The following is a 23804-nucleotide window of genomic DNA, read 5'->3' as shown; positions in this document are numbered from 1 at the left end:
GCCGCCGTACCACCCCCGCAGGAGCACTACGAGGAGGATTCATGAGTGATCGACTGAAGGCCCTCGCTGACGCGGGGGTGTCCATCTGGCTCGACGACCTCTCCCGGGAGCGGATCGAGACCGGCAACCTCGAGCAGCTCGTGAAGGAGAAGTCCGTCGTCGGCGTGACGACGAACCCGACCATCTTCGCGAGCGCGATCGCCGACGGCGAGCGGTACGACGAGCAGGTGCGCTCTCTCGTCGCCGACGACAGGTCGGTGGACGAGGTGATCTTCGCCCTGACCACCGACGACGTGCGCAACGCCTGCGACGTGCTGGCTCCGGTCGCCGGGTCGACCAGCGACGACGGCCGGGTGTCGATCGAGGTCGAGCCGCTGCTGGCCAACGACACCGACGGCACGATCGCGTCGGCGAAGGCCCTCTGGGCCGCGGTGGACCGTCCCAACGCCCTGATCAAGATCCCCGCCACCCTGGAGGGGCTCCCCGCCATCACCGAGGTCATCGCCGCGGGGATCAGCGTCAACGTGACGCTGATCTTCTCCGTGGAGCGCTACCGCGCCGTGATGGACGCCTACCTCGCCGGCCTGGAGAAGGCGAAGGCCGCCGGCGTGGACCTGGCGACCATCCGCTCGGTGGCCTCGTTCTTCGTGTCGCGGGTCGACAGCGAGATCGACAAGCGGCTCGAGAAGATCGGTGGCGACGAAGCCCTCGGGCTGCGCGGCAAGGCCGCCGTGGCCAACGCCCAGCTCGCCTACGCCGCCTTCGAGGAGGTGTGCTCCTCCGAGCGCTGGCAGGCGCTCGCCGCCGACGGCGCGCACCCCCAGCGTCCGCTGTGGGCGTCCACCGGTGTGAAGAACCCCGACTACCCCGACACCCTCTACGTCACCGACCTCGTCGTCGCCGACACCGTCAACACGATGCCGGAGAAGACCCTGATGGCGTTCGCCGACCACGGCGAGGTCAAGGGCGACCAGGTGTCGGGCCGGGCCGAGGAGGCCCAGGAGGTGTTCGACCGGATCAGCGCGGTCGGCGTCGACCTCGACGACGTGTTCCTCGCCCTGGAGAGCGAGGGCGTGGACAAGTTCAAGGCGTCGTGGACGGAGCTCGTCGAGACGGTCGAGGGCCAGATGGAGGCGGTCACCCGATGACCTCTGGCGGGACGGCCGCGGAGACAGGGGTGGAGCTGCGGCTCGGATGTCCCGACGAGGCGGAGCTCGCCGCCACGCTCGACGGGCTGGTCGCCGACCGCGTCGCCTCGCGCCTGGCGGCACAGGACCCCACCCTGTGGGGGCACGCCGCCGAGGCCGAGGCGGCCGTGCGGCTGGCCTGGGTCGCGCTGCCGGCCACCTCGCGCCCGCTCGTCGACGAGATCGCCGCGCTCCGCGAGGAGAGGCTGCGGGCCGGTCTCGACCGGGTCGTGCTCTGCGGCATGGGCGGCTCGTCCCTGGCTCCCGAGGTGATCTGCGAAGCCGCCGGCGTCGAGCTGACGGTGCTCGACTCCTCGGACCCCGACATGGTGCGCTCGGCCCTCGCCGACCGCCTCGAGCGGACCCTCGTCGTCGTCTCCAGCAAGTCCGGCGGCACCGTCGAGACCGACAGCCAGCGGCGGGCCTACGAGCAGGCGTTCCGCGACGCGGGCATCGATCCTGCCGAGCGCATCGTGGTCGTCACCGACCCCGGCTCGCCCCTGTCGAAGTCGGCGACCGAGGCCGGATATCGCGTCTTCCACGCCGATCCCGACGTCGGTGGTCGCTACTCCGCGCTGACCGCCTTCGGTCTGGTGCCGAGCGGACTGGCCGGTGCCGACATCGCCCGGCTCCTCGACGAGGCCGAGTCGGCCCGGCCCGCCCTCGAGGCCGACGACCCCACGAACCCCGGACTCCGGCTGGGCGCGCTCCTCGGCGCCGCCAACCTGGCCGGCGTGGACAAGCTGGTCCTCGCCGACGCCGGCTCCGCCCATCCCGGCTTCGGCGACTGGGCCGAGCAGCTGGTCGCCGAGTCCACCGGCAAGGACGGCAAGGGGATCCTGCCCGTCGTGGTGGAGTCGGTGGCCGCGCCGGACTTCGATCCCAGCCGGCCCGACGAGCTGCTCGCCGCCGTGGGACCGCGGTTCCCCTTCGACGACGTGACCCCCGCCTCCGGCTGGAGTGCGGCGGTCGACGGCCCGCTCGGCGCCCAGCTGCTGCTGTGGGAGCACGCCACGGCCGTCGCGGGCCGGGTGATCGGGATCAACCCGTTCGACCAGCCCGACGTGGAGTCGGCCAAGGCGGCCGCCCGCGCCATGCTCGAGGGCGGTGGCGAGCCGCCGACCCCGACCTTCACCGACGGGGCCATCACCGTCTTCGCGTCGCCCGGCTGGCTTCCCGACGGTACGACGACCGCGGCCGCCGCCGTCGAGGCGCTCCTCGCCCGGCTCGATCCCGACCGGGGCTACCTGGCAGTCCAGGCCTATCTCGACCGGCTGCGCGACGCGCCCCTGGCCTCGGTCCGCGGCACCCTCGCCGCGCGCACCGGCCGGGCGGTGACCTTCGGCTGGGGTCCGCGCTTCCTCCACTCGACCGGGCAGTACCACAAGGGCGGCCCCTCGACCGGCGTCTACCTGCAGATCACCGGGGACGCTGTGCAGGACTTGGACATCCCCGGCCGCCCGTTCACCTTCCACGAGTTCCTGCTCTCCCAGGCGGTCGGCGACGGGCAGGTGCTGGCGGACAAGGGACGCCCCGTCCTGCGCCTGCACCTGACCGAGCCGGGTGCGATGCAGGCTGTCACGGAGCTGCTGCGATGAACGACGTACCTCCGCTCGTCGAGGTCCACGACGACCCCGACGCGCTGGCGACGGCGGTCGCCGGTGAGCTCCTCAACCGGATCGCCGACGCCCAGGCCGCCGGCACCGTGCCGCACGTCTGCCTCACCGGTGGCTCGATCGCCGAGGCGATCCACCGAGCCGTCACCCACCACGCGCCGGGCGCCGGCGTGGACTGGGGCGCGGTGGAGTTCTGGTTCGGCGACGAGCGGTTCGTCCCGGCCGACTCCCCCGACCGCAACGTCGCCCAGGCCCGCGCGGCCTTCCTCGACGAGCTCGGCGTGCCCGACCACCGCGTCCACACCGCCCCGCCGGCCGACGAGGTCGGCTCCGTGGCCGACTCGGCCCGCGCCTACGCCGCGGAGGTGGACCGGCTGCTGCTGAGCCGCGGCGAGGACTTCCTGGTGATGATGCTGGGCGTCGGTCCCGACGGCCACGTCGCCTCGCTGTTCCCCGGTCTTCCGCACCTCTCGATGACCGACGACGCCGCCGTCGGGGTCACCGACTCGCCCAAGCCACCCCCCGAGCGCGTCTCGCTGACCTTCCCCGTGCTCAACCGGGCCGGCGCGGTGTGGTTCGTCGTGAGCGGCGAGGGCAAGGCCGAAGCGGTCGCCCGCGCGCTGGCCGACGAGGGCAGCATCGAGGAGACACCGGCCCGCGGTGTGCGCGGCGCGCACGAGACCACGTGGTTCCTGGACTCGGCGGCCGCCTCGCGCGCGTGACGCGGTCCTTGCCCCGGACGGCCGAACCCACCACGATGTCAGGATGACCACGACAGTCGACCACGCCCAACGACGCGGCGCGTTCAACACCCGGACGGTCTTCATCCTGGCAGCCATCGGGTCTGCCGTGGGGCTCGGGAACATCTGGCGCTTCCCCTACGTCGCCTACGAGAACGGCGGCGGCGCCTTCCTCATCCCGTACCTCGTCGCCCTGCTGACGGCAGGCCTGCCGTTCCTCTTCATGGACTACGCGCTCGGGCACCGTCACCGCGGCTCCGCCCCGCTCTCGTTCGCACGGCTCCGCAGGGGCACCGAGTTCCTGGGCTGGTGGCAGGTCGCGATCTGCTTCCTGATCGCGGTGTACTACGCCGCGGTGATCGCGTGGGCGCTGCGCTACACCGTGTTCTCGGTGACCGAGGCCTGGGGCGACGAGCCGGAGGCGTTCTTCGCCGGCGAGTTCCTCGAGGTGAGCGACCCGGGCATCACCGCCGACATCGTGGTCGGCGTGCTGGTGCCGCTCGCTCTCGTGTGGCTCGCCGTGCTCGCCGTGATGGCGCTGGGGGTGCAGAAGGGCATCGGCCGGCTGTCGCTGTTCTTCATCCCGGTCCTCGTCCTCGCCTTCGTCGCGCTGGTGATCCGCGCGGTGACGCTCGACGGCTCGACCATGGGTCTGGACGCCTTCTTCTCCCCCAGCTGGGAGGCTCTCGCCGAGCCCGGGGTGTGGTCAGCGGCGTTCGGCCAGATCTTCTTCTCGCTGTCGATCGGCTTCGGCATCATGATCACCTACGCGTCGTACGTCGACCGGCGCACCGACATGCCGGGCTCCGGGCTGGTCGTCGGCTTCGCGAACTCCGGGTTCGAGCTGCTCGCGGGCATCGGCGTCTTCGCCGCGCTCGGCTTCATGGCGCAGGCCCAGGGCGTGGCGGTCGACGAGGTGGTGCAGGGCGGCATCGGTCTCGCGTTCATCGTCTTCCCCGCACTGATCAGCGAGGCGCCGGCGGGAGCGCTGATCGGCGTGCTGTTCTTCGGGTCGCTGGTGATCGCCGGGCTGACCTCGCTCGTCAGCGTGATCGAGGTCGTCATCTCCGCCGTCCGCGACAAGTTCGAGATGACCCGGGTCGGCGCCTCGATGGTGGTGGGTGTCCCCGCTGCGCTGATCAGCCTGGTGCTCTTCAGCACCACCAGCGGCCTCCACGTCCTCGACATCGTGGACCACTTCATGAACCAGTTCGGCATCCTCCTGGTCGCCGTGGTCAGCATGGTCGTGGTGGCCTGGCTGATCCGGGCGCTGCCGGGGCTGGCCGCCCACCTCAACATCCACGGCTCGCTGAAGCTGGGCCCCGTCTGGTACGCGCTGGTCGGGCTGATCGCCCCGGTCGCCCTCGGCTACGTGCTCGTCGACGCGCTCATCACCGACCTCGACGAGCCGTACGGCGGCTATCCGGGCTGGATGCTCAACGTGCTGGGCTGGGGCAGCGCCGTCGCCGTGATCGTCTTCGCAGTGCTGGCCAGCCTGGTGCGCTGGCGGCCCGAGACACCGCTCGAGGAACCCTACGACCGGACGGAGGAGCTGCGATGAGCGCCGATGCGGTGATCCTGATGCTGGTCGCGATGGCCATCCTGTGGGGTGGCCTCGTGGTGGCGATCGTGCGACTCAACCAGCACGAGCTGCCACCGGACGACGTCCACCGCGACCTCTGATCCCGAGCGGCCTGCAAGCCTTGACCCTGCGCCGCGTGCAGGACGCCGCCGAGGATCTCCGGTGGCTGTCGACCGCCGACCCCGACGGCGGGTTCACCGGCTTCGACGTCGACCTGTGGCCGGCGTCGACGCACTACTGGTTCCCGCGGGGTAGCTGGTCGCGGCGGTCGAGGGCAGCGAGGTCCTCGAGTGCGTCAGGCTGACCCGCCCGGGGCTCAGAAGATGATCTCGCCGGACTTGCGGCGCGATCGCAGCAGCTGGATGGCCTCGTCCAGGATGACCTCGGCCTCCTTGTCGGAGCGACGCTCCTTCACGTAGGCCAGGTGCGTCTTGTAGGGCTCGATCTTCGGCGCCGGCGGCGCGTTCTCCGAGTCCAGGCCGGCCGGCAGGCCGCACTTCGGGCAGTCCCAGGAGTCCGGCACCGACGCCTCGACGGAGAAGGTGATCACGGAGCGGTGCCCGTGCGCGCAGAAGTACGTCACCGCCTGCCGGGGGGCAGCCTCGCCGCGCTCGGCCTCCCCCATCGGCCCGGCACCCACACGGCTACCGCGGATCGCGTTCCCACCACCAGCCAACGGACTCTCCTCAGCTCAGTCGACCCACGAGGGCCGGTCGCAGTTGTTCAGCTCTGATAAGCCAGCAGCAGGCCGAGTGCGATGACGCACGCGAACCAGATCACGCCGACCCCGACCGTGAACCGGTCGAGGTTGCGCTCGGCGACCGACGACCCGCCGAGCGAGCTCGACACGCCGCCGCCGAACATGTCCGAGAGCCCGCCGCCCCGTCCCTTGTGCAGCAACACCAGGAGGATGAGCAGCAGGCTCGTGATCACGAGCAGGACAGTGAGGAGCGTCGACACGGCTGGAATCCTACGTCAGGGGTCCGGTCAGGACAGCACCGGCATGTCGTAGTACCGGCAGATCCCGCCGAACTCGTCCGCCTCGAGGCTGGCGCCGCCCACGAGGGCTCCGTCGACGTCGGGCTGCGCCATGATGCCTGCCACGTTGGCGGCCTTGACGGACCCGCCGTAGAGGATGCGCACCGCGTCGGCGGCCTCGTCGCCGAACGACTCCCGCACCTGCCCGCGGATGGCCGCGCACACCTCCTGGGCGTCCTCGGGGGTCGCCACCTCGCCGGTGCCGATCGCCCACACCGGCTCGTAGGCGATCACCAGCCCGGCGACCTGCTTCTTGCTGAGGCCGGCGAGCGAGCCGTCGACCTGCGCCATCGTGTGCGGCACGTGCTCACCGGCCTGGCGGACGTCGAGGCCCTCCCCGACGCAGACGATCGGCGTGATCTTCTCCCCCAGCGCCGCCTTCGCCTTCTTGTTGACGACCTCGTCGGTCTCCCCGTGGTGCTGGCGGCGCTCGGAGTGGCCGACCGCGACGTAGGAGCACCCCAGCTTCGCGAGCATCGCCGCGGAGATCTCCCCGGTGTAGGCGCCGCCGGCGTGCATCGAGACGTCCTGCGCGCCGTACCGGATCTGCAGCCGGTCGCCGTCCACGAGCGTCTGCACGGATCGGATGTCGGTGAACGGCGGCAGCACGGCCACCTCCACCTTCGCGAAGTCGTGCCGCTTGTCCGACAGCGTCCACGCCAGCTTCTGGACCAGGACCACCGCCTCGGCGTGGTTGAGGTTCATCTTCCAGTTGCCCGCCATCAGCGGGGTGCGGGTGCCGTGCGCGACCATGTCAGTCCTCCAGAACCGTGATGCCGGGGAGTTCCTTGCCCTCGAGGTACTCGAGGCTGGCGCCACCACCGGTCGAGATGTGCCCGAACGACTGCTCGTCGAAGCCGAGCCTGCGCACCGCCGCCGCCGAGTCCCCGCCGCCGACGACCGAGAGGCCCTCCACACGGGTGAGCGCGTCGGCGACCGCGCGGGTGCCCTCGGCAAACGCCGGTTGCTCGAAGACGCCCATCGGACCGTTCCAGAACACGGTCCGGGCGTCGGCGAGCGCGGCGGCGAACACCTTGCCGGACTCGGGACCGATGTCCAGGCCGAGCGTGTCAGCGGGGATCGCGTCGGCGGGTACGACGCGGGCGGACGCCTCGTCGCCGAAGCTGTCGGCGACCACGATGTCGGTCGGCAGGACGATCTCGACGCCGAGCTCGGCGGCCCGCTCCTGGTAGCGGCGGACCGTGTCGAGCTGGTCCTCCTCGAGAAGGCTCTTGCCGACCTCCAAGCCCTGGGCCCGGAGGAAGGTGAACACCATCCCGCCGCCGATCAGCAGCTTGTCGGCCTTGCCGAGCAGGTTGTCGATCACGCCGAGCTTGTCGGAGACCTTGGAGCCGCCGAGCACCACGACGTAGGGGCGCTCCGGGTCGACGGTCAGCCGCCGGAGCACGTCGACCTCGGCCGCGACCAGCCCGCCCATCGCGTGCGGGAGCCGCTGCGCGACGTCGTACACACTGGCCTGCTTGCGGTGCACGACGCCGAACCCGTCGGAGACGAAGGCGTCGGCCAGGCCGGCGAGCTGGTCGGCGAACGCGCCACGCTCGGCGTCGTCCTTGCTGGTCTCGCCGGCGTTGAAGCGGACGTTCTCGAGCACGGCGACCTGGCCGTCGCCCAGCGACCCGACCACCGAGCGCGCCGACTCGCCCACCGTGTCGTTGGCGAACGCGACGTCGGCGCCGAGCAGCTCACCGAGGCGCTCGGCGACCGGCGCGAGCGAGTACTGCGGGTCCGGGGCGCCCTTCGGCCGACCGAGGTGCGCGACCACCACGACCCGCGCCCCCGCGTCGGCCAGCGCCTTGATCGTGGGCACGCTGGCCCGGATCCGCCCGTCGTCGGTGATCCGCCCGTCCTCGAGAGGGACGTTGAGGTCCGAGCGGACGAGGACCCGCTTGCCGCTGCTGCTCCGGAGGAAGTCCTGGTCGAGTCCGGTGTAGTCGCTCACGAGTGTCAGAGCGTAGCGCCGACGTGCACGATGAGATCGGCCAGGCGGTTGGAGTAGCCCCACTCGTTGTCGTACCACCCGGCGACCTTGACCTGGTTGCCGATGACCTTCGTCAGCGGCGCGTCGAAGATGCACGACGCGGGGTGGGTGACGATGTCGGACGACACGATCGGGTCGGTGGAGTAGACCAGGAAGCGCCCGTCGGCAGCTGCCTTGACGATCTCGTTGACCTCGTCGACCGACGTCTCGCGGGACGCCTCGAACGACAGGTCGGTCAGCGATCCGGTCGGCGTCGGCACGCGCAGGGCGTAGCCGTCGAGCTTGCCCTTCATCTCGGGGAGCACGAGGCCGATCGCCTTCGCCGCGCCGGTGGAGGTCGGCACGATGTTGAGCGCGGCGGCCCGCGCCCGGCGCAGGTCCTTGTGGATGTTGTCCTGCAGGTTCTGGTCGGCTGTGTAGGCGTGCACCGTCGTCATCAGGCCCTTGACGATGCCCAGGCCGTCGTTGAGCGCCTTGGCCATCGGCGCCAGGCAGTTGGTGGTGCACGAGGCGTTGGAGATGACGGTGTGCGCCGCGGGGTCGTAGAGCTCGTGGTTGACGCCCATCACGACCGTGATGTCCTCGTTCTTGGCGGGCGCGGAGATGATCACCTTCTTGGCTCTCCCGCCGTCGACGTGCGCGCGGGCCTGCGTCGCGTCGGTGAAGAAGCCGGTCGACTCGACGACCACGTCGACGCCCAGGTCGCCCCACTTGAGGGCGGCGGGGTCACGCTCGGCGAAGGCGCGGATCTCGCTGCCGCCGACGACGATCGCGTCCTCCGACGAGCTGACCTCGGCGTCGAGGGGGCCGAGGATCGAGTCGTACTTCAGCAGGTGCGCCAGCGTGGCGTTGTCCGTGAGGTCGTTGACGCCGACGATCTCGATGTCGGCCCCACTCGCGCGCACGGCGCGGAAGAAGTTGCGGCCGATACGGCCGAAGCCGTTGATCCCTACACGAACGGTCACAGCAAGCCTCCTGGGAGAGCGGAACCTACGGGATTCCGACCCTACCGGCCCGCTGTGCGGCGACGGCTCCGGGGGTGACCCCGGTCACAGCCCGGCCGTCGGAGCAGGGCGCTCGCGGTCAGCTGTCGCCGGCCAGCATCTCCGGAGTCAGCGACGCCTCCGTGTCGGGGATGCCCAGGTCCTCGGCGCGCTTGTCGGCCATGGCGAGCAGGCGCCGGATCCGGCCGGCGATCGCGTCCTTGGTCAACACGGGGTCGTGCAGCTGCCCCAGCTCCTCGAGCGACGCCTGCTTGTGCTGCAGCCGGAGCTCGCCCGCCATCCGCAGGTGGTCGGGCACCTCGTCGCCGAGGATCTCCATCGCCCGCTCGACGCGTGCGCCGGCGGTGACGGCGGCCCGCGCCGAGCGGCGCAGGTTGGCGTCGTCGAAGTTCGCGAGCCGGTTGGCGGTGGCGCGGACCTCCCGGCGCATCCGCCGCTCCTCCCACGCCATCAGCGTCTCGTGGGCGCCGAGGCGGGTGAGCAGCTGGCCGATCGCGTCGCCGTCGCGGATCACCACCCGGTCGACGCCGCGCACCTCCCGGGCCTTGGCCTGGATGCCGAGCCGCCTGGCCACGCCGACGAGCGCCAGCGCCGCCTCCGAGCCGGGGCAGGTCACCTCCAGGGACGAGGACCGGCCGGGCTCGGTGAGGGATCCGTGCGCGAGGAACGCCCCCCGCCAGGCGGCGACCGCGTCGCACGCTCCACCGGAGACGACGGCCGGCGGCAGTCCGCGGACCGGGCGGCCGCGCTGGTCGAGCAGCCCGGTCTGGCGGGCCAGGGCCTCGCCGTCCTTGACCACGCGCACGATGTAGCGACTGCCCTTGCGGATCCCGTTGCCCTGCACCATGACCACGTCGGAGCTCTGACCGTAGATCTCGGCGACGTCCTTGCGGAGCCGGCGTGCGGCCGCGCCCGTGTCGAGCTCGGCCTCCACCACGATCCGGCCACCGACGATGTGCAGGCCCCCGGCGAAGCGGAGCGTCGAGGCGACCTCCGCCTTGCGGCAGCACACCTTGGTGACGGGTGTGCTGGACAGCTCCGCCTTGACCTGAGCAGTCATCGCCATGAGGAGGATCCTCCCACGCTGGTCAACAACCCTCGCGCCCAGTCGTCGGCCCAGTCGTCGGCCCAGTCGTCGGCCCGTCCACGGGCACCGGGACCGCTCAGCCGGTGGCCAGGATCCGGCCGTACGCCGCGGCCAGCTTGGCGGGGTCGTGCCGCGGCGTGCCGTCGCCCATCGCGACGTCGTCGACGACGAGTCGGGCGCCGAGCGCCGACGCGGTCTCCTCGAGGTCGGCGAGGTCGTCCCCCACGGACTCGCGGTCGGCGAGGACGGTGTGGATCGCGAGGTCGGGGGCGTGCTCGGCCAGGACGGCGAGGTGGTCGGCCGGGCCGAACCCGCCGGTCTCCCCCGCCTGCTCCGCCAGGTTGAGTACGACGAGCAGCCGGGCGTCGGTGCTGACCAGCGCGTCCCGCAGGCGTGGGACCAGCAGGTGCGGCAGGACCGACGTGAACCACGAACCGGGGCCGAGCACGACCCAGTCGGCCTCGCCGATCGAGCTGACCACCTCGGGGCTCACCTCGGGTGCCGGCGGGTCGAGCGCGATCGAGGTGATCACGCCGTCCGTCGTCGCCACCTCGACCTGCCCGCGCACGGTGGTGAGCGCGTCGGGGTCGTCGGGCACCAGGCCGCGCACCTCGGCGGTGATGTCCATCGGGGTCAGCGCCATCGGGAGGACCCGGCCCTTCGCGCCGAGCAGCTGGCCCACCCGGTCGAGGGCCTCGACGTGGTCGCCGAGCAGCTCCCAGAGCCCGACGATCAGCAGGTTGCCCACGACGTGTCCGCGCATCTCGCCCTCGCCCGCGAACCGGTGCTGCAGCACGCCGGCCCAGGTGACGCCCCAGTCGTCGTCGCCGCACAGGGCCGCGAGCGCCATCCGCAGGTCCCCGGGCGGGAGCACACCGAACTCGCCGCGCAGCCGGCCGGAGGAGCCGCCGTTGTCGGCCACGGTCACCACGGCGGTCAGCGAGTCGACGGTCAGGTCGTCGTGCAGGATGCGCAGCGCACTGAGGGACGCGTGCAGTCCGTGCCCGCCACCGAGGGCGACCACTGCCTGGGCGCGCTGCGACGGGCGGGCGAGGTCGGAGGTCACCGGGCGATCATTCCCGACCGAGGTCGCGGTGGATCGCCCGGGCGACGTACCCCCGCTCGGAGAGGCGGCGCGCGATCTCGGTGCTCATCGCCACGCTGCGGTGCTTGCCGCCGGTGCAGCCGATGGCGACCCGCATGAACCGCTTCCCCTCCCGGATGTAGCCCTCCGCCACGCCGGCGAGCAGGGGGACGTAGGCGTCCAGGAACTCCGCGGCCCCCTGCCGGCCGAGGACGTACTCGGCCACGTCGGCGTCCTGCCCGGTGTGCGGCCGCAGCTCCGGCACCCAGTGCGGGTTGGGCAGGAACCGCATGTCGGCCAGGTAGTCGGCGTCGACCGGGATGCCGTACTTGAAGCCGAAGCTGATCACGGTGACCCGCAGCCGCGTGGTCTCGGCCGTCCCGAACGCCTCGGCGATGCGGTCGGTCAGCTGGTGGACGTTGAGGTTGCTGGTGTCGATGACGAGATCCGCGTCGGCCCGCAGGTCGCCGAGCACGACCCGCTCCCGCTGGAGCCCGTCGAGCAGGCGACCACCCTGCTGCAGCGGGTGCGGGCGCCGAGCGGCCTCCTGCCGGCGGACGAGCACCTCGTCGATGGCGTCGAGGAACACCAGCGTGGTGTCCCGACCGGTCACGCCGTGCGCGAGGGTGCTGCGCAGCCCGTGGAAGAAGGAGCCGGACCGCACGTCGACCACGACCGCCACCGGCTGGGCGCGGCCGTGGCTGTCGTCGACCAGCCGCACGACGTCGGGCACCAGGCTCGGCGGGAGGTTGTCGACGACGTAGAAGCCGAGGTCCTCCAGCTCCTTGGCCGCCGTGCTCCGGCCGGCTCCGGTCATCCCGGTGACCACGACGAGCTGGCCGGGCGTGCTCTCAGTCATGGGGCCATTGTCCCGGGCGTCACGCCCTCCGTGCCTCATCCTCGCCGACGAGCGCCTGCTTGATCGCGGCCGCGGTGCGCGGGCCGATGCCCGGCACGACCGCGATCTCCTCGACGGAGGCGGCCCGCAGCTTGCGCAGCGACCCGAAGTGGCGCAGCAGCGTGCGGCGGCGCACCTCCCCCAGGCCAGGCACGTCGTCGAGCAGGCTCTCGACCATCGACTTCGACCGCCGGTTGCGGTGGTGGGAGATCGCGAACCGGTGGGCCTCGTCGCGCACCCGCTGGAGCAGGTAGAGCCCCTCGGAGGTACGCGGGAGGATCACCGGGTCCTCCTGGCCCGGCAGCCACACCTCCTCCAGCCGCTTGGCCAGCCCGCACACGGGGATGTCGTCGATGCCCAGCTCGTCGAGCGCCCGCTGCGCCGCCGCCACCTGGGGCAGGCCGCCGTCGACCACCACGAGGCCGGGCGCGTAGGCGAACTTCCTCGGCCGGCCGGTGTCGGGGTCGACCAGCATCGGTCCGGTCTCGCCGTCACCCGGCTTCAGCTCCGAGCGCGCCTGCTCGTCGAGCAGCCGGCGGAACCGCCGGGTGATCACCTCGTGCATCGCCTTGACGTCGTCGGAGCCGTCCTGGTCCCTGATCACGAACCGGCGGTACTCCCCCTTCCGCGCCAAGCCATCCTCGAAGACCACCATCGACGCGACGATCTCGGCGCCCTGCGTGTGCGAGACGTCGTAGCACTCGATCCGCAGCGGGGCCTCGTCGAGCTCCAGGGCCTCGGCGATCTCGCCCAGCGCCCGGTTGCGGGTGGTCAGGTCGCTGGCGCGCTTGGTCTTGTGCAGCGCGAGCGACTCCTTGGCGTTGCGGGCGACGGTCTCCTGGAGCGCCCGCTTGTCACCGCGCTGCGGGACGCGGACCTCGACCCGCGCGCCGCGGAGGTCGCTGAGGAGCTGCTCGAACGTCTCGTGCTCCGGGGGCAGCTCCGGCACCAGGATCTCGCGCGGGACGGCGTCACGGGCGTCCTCCGGCGCCACGCCGGCGTAGAGCTGCAGCAGGAAGTGCTCGACCAGGGTGGAGGTGTCCCCCTCGTCGGTGCGGTCGGCCACCCAGCCGCGCTGGCCCCGGATCCGGCCGCCGCGGACGTAGAAGACCTGCACCGCGACCTCCAGCGGGTCCTCCGCGAGAGCGATCACGTCGGCGTCGGAACCGTCGCCGAACACCACGGCCTGCTTCTCCAGCGCCTTCTGCATCGCGCCGAGGTCGTCGCGGAGCCGGGCGGCCTTCTCGAAGTCGAGGGCGTCCGAGGCGGCGTACATCTGCTGCTCGATGCGCTTGATGAACGGCTTCGTGCGGCCGGCCATGAAGTCGCAGAAGTCGTCGACGATCGCCCGGTGCTCCTCGGGGCTCACGTTGCCGACGCACGGCGCCGCGCACTTGTCGATGTAGCCCAGCAGGCACGGCCGGCCGATCTGGGCCGACCGCTTGAAGACCCCGTTGCTGCACGACCGCATCGGGAAGACGCGCAGCAGGATGTCGACGGTCTCGCGGATCGCCCAGGCGTGGCTGTAGGGACCGAAGTAGCGGGTGCCCTTGCGCTTCGCGCCGCGGCCCACCATCACCCGGGGGAACTCCTCGCCCACGGTGACGGCCAGCCACGGGTAGGACTTGTCGTCGCGGTACTTCACGTTGAACCGCGGGTCGAACTCCTTGATCCAGGAGTACTCCAGCTGGAGCGCCTCGACCTCGGTCTTCACCACCGTCCACTCCACCGACGCTGCCGTGGTCACCATGGTGGCCGTCCGCTGGTGGAGGTTGCGGACGTCCTGGAAGTACGACGACAGCCGGGCGCGCAGGTTCTTCGCCTTGCCGACGTAGATGACCCGGCGCTGCCGGTCGCGGAAGCGGTAGACCCCGGGCTGCGTCGGGATCGACCCGGGCTCGGGCCGGTAGCTCAGGGCTGGTGACACGCCTCCAGCCTACGGACGACCACGGACATCGGGTCCGCGAGGTGCGAGGCGGTCGGGCGGATCCCCGGCGCGCTCAGGCCCGGACGATCCGGCCGTCCCGGACCTCGATCGCCACCTCTTCCAGCGCTGAGGGCGCCGGTCCACCCTGCACCTCTCCGGTCTCCGCCGAGAACGACGAGCCGTGGTTGGCGCACCTGATCTCGCCGTCCGCGACGCTCGTCACGGTGAGCTGCTGGTGCGTGCACACGGCCGTGAAGGCCTTGAACTGCCCCTCGCTCGGCTGGGTGAGCACGACCTTCTGGTCGGTGAGCACGACCCCGCCTCCGACCGGGACCTCGGACGTCGCGGCAAGCTCCGTGCCGGGCTCGGCCGCAGCGTCGTCGTCGCCGCCGTCGCCGGCGCACCCGGCCAGCGCCGCGGCCACGCCCAGCGCCCCCAGCCCGGAGAAGATGATCCGGCGGCTGGTCCGCGGCCCTGCCACCCAGGACTGCGACAGGGTCATGCCCGGACGACCCGGTCGCCGGTCACCGTCACGGGGATCTCGTCCAGCGGCGCGCTCGCGGGCCCGCCGGTGACGGAGCCGTCGGCGACCGAGAACGTGCTGTTGTGGCACGGGCAGACGATCCGGCCGTCGGCCACCGAGCCGACCAGGCAGCCCTGGTGGGTGCAGATCGCGGTGAACGCCTTGAACTCCCCGGCCGTGGGCTGGGTGACCACGAGCTCCTCCTCGTTGACCACGACTCCGCCCCCGACCGGCACGTCGCCCGTGGCGACCAGCCCGGAGCCACCGCCGGCGGGCGCCTCGCTCGTGGTCTCGGCCGCTGTAGGCGAGGCGGGAGTGCTGGATGCCGGGGAGTCGGAGGTGGCGGGATCCGCTGCGGTGGAGTCGCCGTCCTCGCCGCACGCGGCGAGGAGCGGGAGGCCGACACCGACGGTCGCGGCACCCGAGAGGGCGCGTCGCCTGCTGAGGGGAGCGGTCATGACCGTCAGGCTAGGGCCGGATCCTGTGAGAAGGCTGTGACCCGCTCAGGCGTCCGCGCGCGCCTTGGTCCGCGCGGTCCGCGCCGCGGTCTTCTTGGCTGCGGCCGGCTTGCTGGACGCCGCCGCCCGCGACCGCTTGGGCGCTGCCGGCTGCGCCGCGGCCCGACCCTCGAGCAGCGGCCGGAGGAACTTCCCGGTGTGGCTCTCCGGCACGGCCGCGATCTGCTCGGGGGTGCCCTCGGCAACCACCGTGCCGCCGCGCGACCCGCCCTCGGGGCCCATGTCGACGATCCAGTCAGCGGTCTTGATGACGTCGAGGTTGTGCTCGATCACCAGGACGGTGTTGCCCTTGTCGACCAGGCTCGAGAGCACGCCGAGCAGCTTGCGGATGTCCTCGAAGTGCAGACCCGTGGTCGGCTCGTCGAGGACGTAGACGGTGCGACCGGTCGACCGCTTCTGCAGCTCGGTCGAGAGCTTCACCCGCTGGGCCTCGCCGCCGGAGAGGGTCGTCGCCGGCTGGCCGAGCCGCACGTAGCCGAGCCCCACCTCCACCAGCGTCTTCATGTGCCGCGCGATGGCCGGGACAGCGGCGAAGAAGTCGAGCGCCTCCTCGATCGGCATGTCGAGGACCTCGGCGATGGTCTTGCCCTTGTAGTGCACCTCGAGGGTCTCGCGGTTGTAGCGCGCGCCGTGGCAGACCTCGCACGGGACGTAGACGTCCGGGAGGAAGTTCATCTCGATCTTGATCGTGCCGTCGCCCGTGCACGCCTCGCACCGGCCGCCCTTGACGTTGAAGGAGAAGCGACCTTGCTGGTAGCCACGCATCTTCGCCTCGGGCGTCTGCGCGAAGAGCTTGCGGATGTGGTCGAACACTCCGGTGTAGGTGGCCGGGTTGGACCGTGGCGTGCGCCCGATCGGCCCCTGGTCGACGTGGATCACCTTGTCGACGTGCTCGAGGCCGGTGATCTTCTGGTGCCGCCCGGGGATGGTGCGCGCGTTGTAGATCTGCTTGGCCAGCGAGGTGTAGAGGATGTCGTTGACCAGCGTGGACTTGCCCGACCCCGAGACGCCGGTGACGGCGCAGAAGACCCCCAGCGGGAAGGCGACGTCGACGTTCTTGAGGTTGTGCTCGCGCGCGCCGATCACCTTGAGCTCGCGGCCGGCGGTCCGCGGGCGCCGTACGGCGGGCACCGGGATCTCGCGCCGGCCCGAGAGGTACTGCCCGGTCATCGAGTCGGGATGCTCGAGGAGCTCCTTCACCGGCCCGGAGTGCACGACCTGGCCGCCGTGCTCGCCGGCGCCGGGGCCGATGTCGACGATCCAGTCGGCGACCCGGATGGTGTCCTCGTCGTGCTCCACCACGATCAGGGTGTTGCCGAGCTCCTTGAGCCGGACCAGGGTCTCGATGAGCTTCTGGTTGTCGCGCTGGTGGAGCCCGATCGAGGGCTCGTCGAGGACGTAGAGGACGCCGACGAGGCCGGCTCCGATCTGGGTGGCGAGCCGGATGCGCTGCGCCTCGCCGCCCGACAGCGAGCCGGACGGCCGGTCGAGCGAGAGGTAGTCGAGCCCGACGTCGAGCAGGAAGCGCAGCCGCTCCTGGATCTCCTTGAGCACGCGCGCGCCGATCTGGCGCTCCCGGGAGCTGAGGTCGAGGTTGTCGAGGTAGTCGGCCGCCTCGTTGATCGGCAGCGCACAGACCTCGGCGATGTTCTTGCCGCCGCGGTCCTTCGCGCCGAGGGTGACGGCCATGGACACCGGCTTGAGCCGGCTGCCCGCGCAGACGGGGCAGGGGACCTCGCGCATGAAGCCCTCGAACCGCTCGCGGCTGGTGTCGCTCTCCGCCTCGCGGTGCCGCCGCTCGACGTACTTCTTCACGCCCTCGAACTCGGCGTAGTAGGAGCGCTGCCGACCGTAGCGGTTGCGGGTGACGACGTGCACCTTGGTGCTGTGGCCCTCGAGGATCGCGCGCTGCGCCTTGGCCGGGAGCTGCTCCCACGGCGTGTCGACGTCGAAGCCGAGCTCCTCGCCGAGCGCGACGAGCAGCCGGCCGAAGTAGTCGGCCACGTGCGCGTGGCTCCACGGCTGGAGCGCACCCTCGGCGAGGGTGGCGGTCGGGTCCGGCACCACCAGCTCGGGGTCGACCTCCATCCGGGTGCCGAGGCCGACGCAGGCCTGGCAGGCACCGAACGGCGAGTTGAACGAGAACGACCGGGGCTCGAGGTCGTCGGTCTCGATGGGGTGCTCGTTGGGGCACGCCATCTTCTCGGAGAACCGCAGCTCCTCCCCCGCGTCGACCATGTCGAACACGACGAGGCCCCCGGCGAGGCCGAGGGCGGTCTCCACCGAGTCGGTCAGCCGGCGCTTGGCGGTCGCCTTGACGGCGAGGCGGTCGACGACGACCTCGATGTTGTGCTTGATCTTCTTGTCGAGCACCGGCGGGTCGTCGAGAGCATGGGTCTCGCCGTCGACGCGGGCCCGGGAGAAGCCCTGCGCCTGCAGCTCCTTGAAGAGATCGACGTACTCGCCCTTGCGGCCGCGGACGACCGGGGCGAGGACCTGGAAGCGGGTGCCCTCCTCGAGCGCCATCATCCGGTCGACGATCTGCTGCGGCGTCTGCCGCTCGATCGGCGCACCGCAGGTCGGGCAGTGCGCCCGGCCGGCCCGCGCGTAGAGCAGGCGCAGGTAGTCGTAGACCTCGGTGATCGTGCCGACGGTGGACCGGGGGTTCTTCGAGGTCGACTTCTGGTCGATCGAGACCGCGGGCGAGAGCCCCTCGATGAAGTCGACGTCGGGCTTGTCCATCTGCCCGAGGAACTGCCGGGCGTACGCCGACAGCGACTCGACGTAGCGGCGCTGCCCCTCCGCGAAGATGGTGTCGAACGCGAGGCTGGACTTGCCGGAGCCGGAGAGGCCCGTGAAGACGATGAGCGAGTCGCGGGGCAGGTCGAGCGAGACGTCCTTGAGGTTGTGCTCGCGAGCACCGCGGATGATCAGCTGGTCGGCCACAGGGTCCTCGGGTCGGTGGGTGGAACGGGGCGGAGCGGGGTCGAACAAGTGTTCGCGATCGTACGGCGCGCGGCCAAACCGACGCGCGTGTGATCCCACACTCTCACCCGCCGCCGACAGTGGCCGCGGGACGCCGGGCCGGCGTCGCAGGACGGGGTGGCGCGCCGGGCGGCAGAATGGACCCGTGGACGACACCCTGCGGCGCGCCGACCAGCGCCTGCTCGACGACGTCGGCGCGATGGCCGAGCGGCTCTGGGGCGGGGAGAGCCTGTGTCGCGGGTGGAGCCGTGCCCACGTGGTCGCCCATCTCGCGCTCAACGCGGAGGCGCTGGCCGGCGTCGTGCGCGGGGCCGCTGAGGGTCGGGCCGTGCCGATGTACGCCGCGGGCGACGCCCGCGACGCCGACATCGCCGCGCTCTCCGGTGAGCCCCCTGCCCTCGTCCGCGAGCGCCTGCTGGCCGCGACCGACGCCTTCGACGACGCGCTCACCGTGCTGGGCTCGGTGCCGGACGGCGCGACCTTCGAGCGGACGCCCGGCGGCAGGGTGCTCCCGGTGAGCGTGGTGCCGGCGCTCCGGCTGCGGGAGGTCGAGATCCACCACGCCGACCTGGCCGTGGGCTACTCCTACGCCGACTGGCCCGTCACGACGGCGGCGGCGTTCCTCGACGCCGACGCCGGACGCCACGAGGGCGAGGCGTTCACGGCCCTGGCCACCGACGCCGACCTGCGCTGGCTCTTCGGCGACCCCGGGCCAGCCGCGCCGGTCGTCCGCGGCCCGGTCGCGGCGCTGGCCTGGTGGGCGACGGGACGCGAGCTCGGCCCCGTAGTGTCGTCCACGACCGGGAGACTGCCGACGATGGAGGGCCGATGAGCTACACCGGAGAGGTGACCCCCGGAGGGCCGCCGGACGTCCGAGAGCTGGAGGCGCTGACGATCACCAAGGTCGCGGTCGACCAGCAGATGTCCAACAACTGCTACCTGCTGACCTGCCGCCGCACCGGTGAGAACCTCCTGATCGACGCGGCCGACCAGCCGGAGACCCTCGTGCAGCTGGCCGACGGGGCCGTCTCGACGATCGTGACCACCCACCAGCACTGGGACCACCACCGCGCCCTGGCCGACCTCGTGCGGGTCACGGAGGCGACCACCGTCGCCGGCGAGCCCGACGCCGACGCGATCACCGAGCAGACCGGCGTGACGGTCGACCGCCGCGTCGGCGACGGCGACACCGTGCAGGTCGGCGACTGCACGCTCGAGGTCATTCGCGTCACCGGCCACACCCCCGGCTCGATCTGCCTGCTCTACCGCGACCCGGACGGCCACCCGCACCTGTGGACCGGCGACTCGCTGTTCCCCGGCGGCGTCGGCAACACCTTCGGCGACGACCAGGCGTTCGCGACCCTCATCGACGACGTGGAGACCAAGCTCTTCGGCGTGCTGCCCGACGACACCTGGTTCTATCCCGGCCACGGCAACGACTCCACCCTCGGCGCCGAGCGCGCCTCGCTGCCGGAGTGGCGCGAACGGGGCTGGTAGGTCAGCGTGTCGGTGGTCTGAAGCCCGCCCGCGCCGCCGCGACCTCGTCGCGGGTCACGCAGCCGACCGCGTGGTCGTTGACCAGGCCCATGGCCTGCATGAAGGCGAACACCGTGGTCGGCCCGACGAAGCGCCAGCCGCGCCTCTTCAGGTCCTTCGACATCGCCACCGAGGCCGGGGAGGTCGTCAGCGACTGGGGTGCGCCGAGCTCGGCGGGATCCGGCTCGAACCGCCAGACGTACGACGCCAGGGAGCCCTCGCTCTCGACGAGCTCGAGCGCGCGGCCCGCGTTGTTGATCGCGGCCTCGATCTTGCCGCGGTGACGCACGATGCCGGCGTCGGCCAGCATCCGCTCGACGTCGCGCTCGTCGTACGCCGCGACGGCCGCGATGTCGAAGTCGGCGAAGGCGGCACGGAACGCCGGCCGCTTCACCAGGATGGTGCGCCAGCTGAGCCCCGACTGGAAGCCCTCCAGGCATAGCTTCTCGAACAGCCGGCGGTCGTCGGCGACGGGGAAGCCCCACTCGGTGTCGTGGTAGGCGGGGAACTCGGGCGCCGACACCGCCCACGCACAGCGAGGCAGCCCGTCCGGGCCGGGAAGCACGGTCATGCGCACACCGTCCCAGACCCCGCCGACAGCCTCTGGAGCGCGGTGTCGGTGGCCGCCCCTAGCGTCGGTTTGACCGCCCGCGCGGGCCGACCACACCGCAACGAGAGGAGCCGACCATGCCCATCACCCCCCACTCGATCACCTTCGACAGCACCGACCCCCTGCCGCTCGCCCAGTGGTGGGCCGAGCAGACCGGCGGCGAGGTGGTCGCGGAGAACGACGGCTGGTTCGTGGTCGTGGACGTGCCGGACGGCCGCCAGCTGGCCTTCCAGAAGGTCGCCGACCCCACGCCCGGCAAGAACCGCATCCACATCGACTTCACCGCCGACGACATCGACGCGGCGAAGGCCGAGCTGATCGCGGCGGGTGCCGGCCACGTCCACGACCGGGACCTGGACGGGTTCCGGTGGACCACCCTGACCGACCCCGACGGCAACCAGTTCTGCGTGGCGGTCGCGTCGGCGACCAGCTGACGCAGGAGCGCCGGAGACGGCGAACGGCCCCGCGGCGATGCCGCGGGGCCGTCGTACTGCTGGCTGAGCGAGGCTCAGATCGCGCGGACGTTCTCCGCCTGCAGGCCCTTGGGGCCGCGGGTGACGTCGAACTCGACGCGCTGCTCCTCGGCAAGGCTCTTGAAGCCGGTGCCGGCGATGCCCGTGTGGTGCACGAAGACGTCGCCGTCGCCGCCGTCCTGGGCGATGAAGCCGAAGCCCTTGGTGTCGTTGAACCACTTCACGGTGCCAACTGCCATGTCTCTACTCCTGTGTCTTTTTCCTGCGAGGCCGCAAGGACACTGCGTCCGATGCGGGCTGAAACCAACTGCACCGCACCTCGAGGATTGACCAGGTGGAGCTACAACAGTGAACCGACGCCCGGCATCACGCCGGTCAGCGGGAGGTCCACCGGAGCGGTCCCCTTCAACACCTCCACGCTACCACCTCGGCTGCCGCGGAGCACCATCTCTGCGGCCTGCCCAGGTCGTCTGCGGCCTGCCGAGGCCTAGAGTCCCTCCATGACGTTCACCGACCGTCAGGTGAGGGCGATGGGCCTGATCGCCGACACGTTCGCTCCCGGCGACGCCGCCACGCCGTCGGCCACGCAGCTCGGCTCACACCGGCTGGCGTTGGAGATCGCGGCGGCCAACCCGCGTGCGACCGAGGTCCGCCAGCTGAGGGGACTGCTCGACGTCTGGGACACGCGGGGGTTCGGCGTGGCGGTGACCGGCCGCGCGCGACGGTTCTCCGAGCTCTCCCAGGCCGAGCGTGAGCGCGTGCTGCTCTCGTTGTCGGACTCCAGGGTGGCGCAGAAGCGGGCCCTCTTCCAGGGGCTCAAGACCGCCGCGCTGTTCACGTACTACCTGGTGGGCGGCAAGGAGGTCTGGGAGCCGATGGGCTACCCCGGTCCCCTCGGTGTGCGGGAGGACCCGCCAGCGCCGGTCATCACTCCCCTGCGGCTCGACCACGAGACCGCGCTGAACTGTGACGTCGTCGTGGTGGGCTCCGGCGCCGGCGGCGGCACCGCGGCCGGCGTCCTTGCGGAGGCCGGACTCGACGTCGTCGTCCTCGAGGCCGGCCAGCTGCACGACGAGCGGCACTTCGACGGCGGCGAGCGGACGGGCTTCCTCGACCTCTACGCGCTCTCGCCGCAGACCACGGCCGAGGGCCAGGTGGCACTCGTCGCCGGCCGGGGGCTCGGTGGCGGCACGGTCGTCAACTACACGACCTCCTTCCGCACGCCCGACCGGGTGCGCGAGGAGTGGGCCGCCCACGGGGCCTCCCAGTTCACCACCGACGAGTACGCCGCATCGATGGACGCGGTCTGCGCGCGGCTCGGCGTCAACACCGACCACGACCGGCTCGCGCCGCGCGACGCGGTCCTCGAGCGCGGGGCCCGCGCGCTCGGGTGGGACGTCGCGGCGATGCCCCGCAACGTCCAGGGCTGCGACCAGGGCGTCGAGTGCGGCCGCTGCGGGATGGGATGCCGGATCGGGGCCAAGCGGTCGACGACCAAGACGTGGCTCGAGGACGCCCACCGGGCGGGCGCCCGGATCTGTACGGGCGTCACGGTGCGCACGGTGACCACGAGCTTCGGCCGGGCGACGGGCGTCGAGGCCTTCACGGCTGCGGGACACCGGGTGCGGGTCCGGGCCCGCGCCGTGGTGGTCGCCGCCGGGTCGATCCAGACTCCCGCGCTGCTGCAGCGCAGCGGGCTGGTCAACCCCAACCTCGGCCGGCACCTCCGCCTGCACCCGGCGACAGCCGTGTGGGGCCGGATGGACGAGACCGTCAAGGGATGGGAGGGCGCCATGCAGAGCCGTTACGTCGACGCGATGACCGACCTCGACGGCGACGGCTACGGCGTGCTGTTCGAGACGGCACCGATGACCCCGGCCTTCACGACCGGCTTCGTCAACTGGCGCGGTGGTGCCGAGTTCCGCAGGAGGATGCTGGAGGCTCCGCACCTCGCCGGCATGGCAGTGATCGTCCGCGACCGGGATCCGGGCGGCACCGTCCGGATCGGGCGGGACGGGGAGCCGGTCGTGCGCTACCGGCTGTCGCCACGGGACACCGACCATCTTGTGCAGGGACTGGTCGGCGGCGCCCGGATCGCCGAGGCGGCCGGCGCGCGCTGGGTCGGGTCCACCCACCACCGCACCGTCAGCTACGAGCCGGGACGGCGCGGCTCGATCGGCACGTTCGAGGCCGATCTCCGCGCTGCCGGCGCCGACCCGGCGCGGCTCGCCCTCGCCGCGCTGCACATCATGGGCACGGCCCGGATGGGAGGCTCCGCCGAGACGTCGGCCGTCGACCCCGACGGCCGGTCCTGGGAGGTCGACGGCCTCTACGTCGCGGACGCGTCGTGCTTCCCCACGGCGTCGGGGGTGAACCCGATGATCTCGATCGAGTCGATCGCCCACATGACGGCGACCCGGCTCGCCGCCCGCCTCGCCTGACCGGTCGGCCCGGCCGACCGGGACCTTGGCCCCGATTCCGACGATGCGCGTAACGATCGGACGCGGTCGCGACGAGAGGGGGGGTGGAAGTGCATTTCCAACTGGGAGGGAAACCCGATGAACGTCCTGAAGAAGAAGTTCGCCGCCGCGGCCGCCGTCGCCGCGTTCAGCGCCGCACTCGCGCCGATGGCCGCCGCCACCGCCGACGAGACGCCGACCACGGAGCCCTGCGCCGAGCAGCAGGCCCAGCTCGACCGCGCCGAGGCCAAGCTCGAGACCCTTCGGACGCGCCTCGCCGACAAGGCCGGCGACGTGCGTGAGGCTCGCACCGACCTCCGCAAGGCCGACACCCGGCGCGAGAAGCGGGCCGCCAAGGCGGACCTCGCCGTCGCCAAGGCGAAGAAGTCCCGGGTCGCCGTGGCCAGCAAGGCGCAGGTCAAGCGGGTCGAGAAGGCGCAGGAGCGCCTCGACGCGTGCCTGGCGTCGGTTCCGGAGACCCAGGAGCAGCCGGAGCAGCCGGTCGCCTGACGTCAGTCAGTCGCCTGACGTCAGGTCA

General features: G+C 71.9%; 25 protein-coding genes. 11 read left to right on the top strand and 14 right to left on the bottom strand.

What is annotated here, in order from left to right; all coding sequences use genetic code 11:
• Positions 1–41: 41 nt before the first annotated feature.
• From tal to ACPOLA_RS01720, 6 genes are read left to right on the top strand one after another with little or no spacing between them, the layout of a single operon-like run.
• The gene (gene tal, locus ACPOLA_RS01745; protein WP_435768635.1) at positions 42–1148 is read left to right on the top strand and encodes a transaldolase; all 1107 of its coding nucleotides are present in this window, start codon (positions 42–44) and stop codon (positions 1146–1148) included.
• Entirely contained in the window at positions 1145–2785 is a 1641-nt protein-coding gene (locus ACPOLA_RS01740; protein ID WP_435768633.1) for a phosphoglucose isomerase-related protein, read from the top strand. The genes tal and ACPOLA_RS01740 overlap by 4 nt, the downstream gene beginning before the upstream one ends.
• On the top strand, positions 2782–3525 hold the full coding sequence (gene pgl / locus ACPOLA_RS01735; RefSeq protein ID WP_435768632.1) for a 6-phosphogluconolactonase: 744 nt from the start codon (positions 2782–2784) through the stop codon (positions 3523–3525). Before ACPOLA_RS01740 ends, pgl begins: the two co-directional genes overlap by 4 nt.
• Positions 3526–3568: 43 nt before the next feature.
• Positions 3569–5104, top strand: coding sequence for a sodium-dependent transporter (locus ACPOLA_RS01730; RefSeq protein ID WP_435768631.1), 1536 nt, complete (start codon positions 3569–3571; stop codon positions 5102–5104).
• Positions 5101–5226 (top strand): methionine/alanine import family NSS transporter small subunit, encoded by a 126-nt coding sequence (locus ACPOLA_RS01725; RefSeq protein ID WP_435768630.1) that lies wholly within the window; start codon positions 5101–5103, stop codon positions 5224–5226. Before ACPOLA_RS01730 ends, ACPOLA_RS01725 begins: the two co-directional genes overlap by 4 nt.
• A 20-nt stretch (positions 5227–5246) precedes the next feature.
• On the top strand, positions 5247–5429 hold the full coding sequence (locus tag ACPOLA_RS01720) for a hypothetical protein (protein ID WP_435768629.1): 183 nt from the start codon (positions 5247–5249) through the stop codon (positions 5427–5429).
• Positions 5430–5441: 12 nt separating this feature from the next.
• On the opposite strand, the gene ACPOLA_RS01715 is transcribed toward ACPOLA_RS01720, so the two are convergent.
• The 12 genes from ACPOLA_RS01715 to uvrA form a co-directional block, all read right to left on the bottom strand.
• The gene (locus ACPOLA_RS01715; RefSeq protein ID WP_435768628.1) at positions 5442–5801 is read right to left on the bottom strand and encodes an RNA polymerase-binding protein RbpA; all 360 of its coding nucleotides are present in this window, start codon (positions 5799–5801) and stop codon (positions 5442–5444) included.
• Between the two features lie 47 nt (positions 5802–5848).
• Positions 5849–6085, bottom strand: coding sequence for a preprotein translocase subunit SecG (secG, locus tag ACPOLA_RS01710; RefSeq protein WP_435768627.1), 237 nt, complete (start codon positions 6083–6085; stop codon positions 5849–5851).
• A 27-nt stretch (positions 6086–6112) separates the two neighbouring features.
• Positions 6113–6916 (bottom strand): triose-phosphate isomerase, encoded by an 804-nt coding sequence (gene tpiA / locus ACPOLA_RS01705; RefSeq protein WP_435768626.1) that lies wholly within the window; start codon positions 6914–6916, stop codon positions 6113–6115.
• A 1-nt stretch (position 6917) separates the two neighbouring features.
• On the bottom strand, positions 6918–8123 hold the full coding sequence (locus tag ACPOLA_RS01700; RefSeq protein ID WP_435768625.1) for a phosphoglycerate kinase: 1206 nt from the start codon (positions 8121–8123) through the stop codon (positions 6918–6920).
• 5 nt (positions 8124–8128) lie between these two features.
• A complete protein-coding gene (gene gap, locus ACPOLA_RS01695) occupies positions 8129–9127 on the bottom strand; it encodes a type I glyceraldehyde-3-phosphate dehydrogenase (RefSeq protein WP_435768624.1) in 999 nt (332 codons plus the stop codon).
• Positions 9128–9245: 118 nt separating this feature from the next.
• Entirely contained in the window at positions 9246–10232 is a 987-nt protein-coding gene (gene whiA, locus ACPOLA_RS01690; protein WP_435768623.1) for a DNA-binding protein WhiA, read from the bottom strand.
• Positions 10233–10329: 97 nt separating this feature from the next.
• Positions 10330–11319 (bottom strand): gluconeogenesis factor YvcK family protein, encoded by a 990-nt coding sequence (locus tag ACPOLA_RS01685; RefSeq protein WP_435768622.1) that lies wholly within the window; start codon positions 11317–11319, stop codon positions 10330–10332.
• A 7-nt stretch (positions 11320–11326) separates the two neighbouring features.
• Positions 11327–12196, bottom strand: coding sequence for an RNase adapter RapZ (gene rapZ / locus ACPOLA_RS01680; protein WP_435768621.1), 870 nt, complete (start codon positions 12194–12196; stop codon positions 11327–11329).
• Between the two features lie 19 nt (positions 12197–12215).
• Positions 12216–14162, bottom strand: a complete 1947-nt coding sequence (uvrC, locus tag ACPOLA_RS01675) for an excinuclease ABC subunit UvrC (RefSeq protein ID WP_435768620.1) — start codon at positions 14160–14162, stop codon at positions 12216–12218.
• A 73-nt stretch (positions 14163–14235) separates the two neighbouring features.
• Complete coding sequence (locus ACPOLA_RS01670; RefSeq protein ID WP_435768619.1) at positions 14236–14664, bottom strand: Rieske (2Fe-2S) protein; 429 nt, start codon at positions 14662–14664, stop codon at positions 14236–14238.
• On the bottom strand, positions 14661–15143 hold the full coding sequence (locus ACPOLA_RS01665) for a Rieske (2Fe-2S) protein (protein ID WP_435768618.1): 483 nt from the start codon (positions 15141–15143) through the stop codon (positions 14661–14663). Before ACPOLA_RS01665 ends, ACPOLA_RS01670 begins: the two co-directional genes overlap by 4 nt.
• 45 nt (positions 15144–15188) lie before the next feature.
• A complete protein-coding gene (uvrA, locus tag ACPOLA_RS01660) occupies positions 15189–18149 on the bottom strand; it encodes an excinuclease ABC subunit UvrA (protein WP_435768617.1) in 2961 nt (986 codons plus the stop codon).
• 184 nt (positions 18150–18333) lie between these two features.
• Here uvrA and ACPOLA_RS01655 point away from each other — a divergent pair, with 184 nt between their 5' ends.
• Complete coding sequence (locus ACPOLA_RS01655) at positions 18334–19020, top strand: maleylpyruvate isomerase family mycothiol-dependent enzyme (RefSeq protein WP_435768616.1); 687 nt, start codon at positions 18334–18336, stop codon at positions 19018–19020.
• The gene (locus tag ACPOLA_RS01650; RefSeq protein ID WP_435768615.1) at positions 19017–19685 is read left to right on the top strand and encodes an MBL fold metallo-hydrolase; all 669 of its coding nucleotides are present in this window, start codon (positions 19017–19019) and stop codon (positions 19683–19685) included. The genes ACPOLA_RS01655 and ACPOLA_RS01650 overlap by 4 nt, the downstream gene beginning before the upstream one ends.
• Position 19686: 1 nt before the next feature.
• Here ACPOLA_RS01650 and ACPOLA_RS01645 read toward each other — a convergent pair whose 3' ends face one another.
• Complete coding sequence (locus ACPOLA_RS01645; RefSeq protein WP_435768614.1) at positions 19687–20295, bottom strand: DNA-3-methyladenine glycosylase I; 609 nt, start codon at positions 20293–20295, stop codon at positions 19687–19689.
• A gap of 116 nt (positions 20296–20411) precedes the next feature.
• Here ACPOLA_RS01645 and ACPOLA_RS01640 point away from each other — a divergent pair, with 116 nt between their 5' ends.
• Complete coding sequence (locus ACPOLA_RS01640) at positions 20412–20768, top strand: VOC family protein (protein ID WP_435768613.1); 357 nt, start codon at positions 20412–20414, stop codon at positions 20766–20768.
• Positions 20769–20842: 74 nt separating this feature from the next.
• Here the strand turns inward: ACPOLA_RS01640 and ACPOLA_RS01635 are convergent, their stop codons facing one another.
• On the bottom strand, positions 20843–21046 hold the full coding sequence (locus tag ACPOLA_RS01635; protein ID WP_435768612.1) for a cold-shock protein: 204 nt from the start codon (positions 21044–21046) through the stop codon (positions 20843–20845).
• 261 nt (positions 21047–21307) lie between these two features.
• Between ACPOLA_RS01635 and ACPOLA_RS01630 the strand changes: the two genes are divergently transcribed.
• Both ACPOLA_RS01630 and ACPOLA_RS01625 read left to right on the top strand, forming a co-directional pair.
• Positions 21308–23248 carry a GMC family oxidoreductase N-terminal domain-containing protein gene (locus ACPOLA_RS01630; RefSeq protein WP_435768611.1) on the top strand — a complete coding sequence of 647 codons (1941 nt, stop codon included), beginning with the start codon at positions 21308–21310 and terminating at the stop codon, positions 23246–23248.
• Positions 23249–23365: 117 nt separating this feature from the next.
• Positions 23366–23776 (top strand): hypothetical protein, encoded by a 411-nt coding sequence (locus ACPOLA_RS01625; protein ID WP_435768610.1) that lies wholly within the window; start codon positions 23366–23368, stop codon positions 23774–23776.
• The last annotated feature ends 28 nt before the right edge of the window (positions 23777–23804 follow it).

The organism is Nocardioides proteolyticus (assembly GCF_051280635.3).
GTDB lineage: Bacteria > Actinomycetota > Actinomycetes > Propionibacteriales > Nocardioidaceae > Nocardioides.
This window is presented reverse-complemented; position numbering and strand designations above follow the sequence as displayed.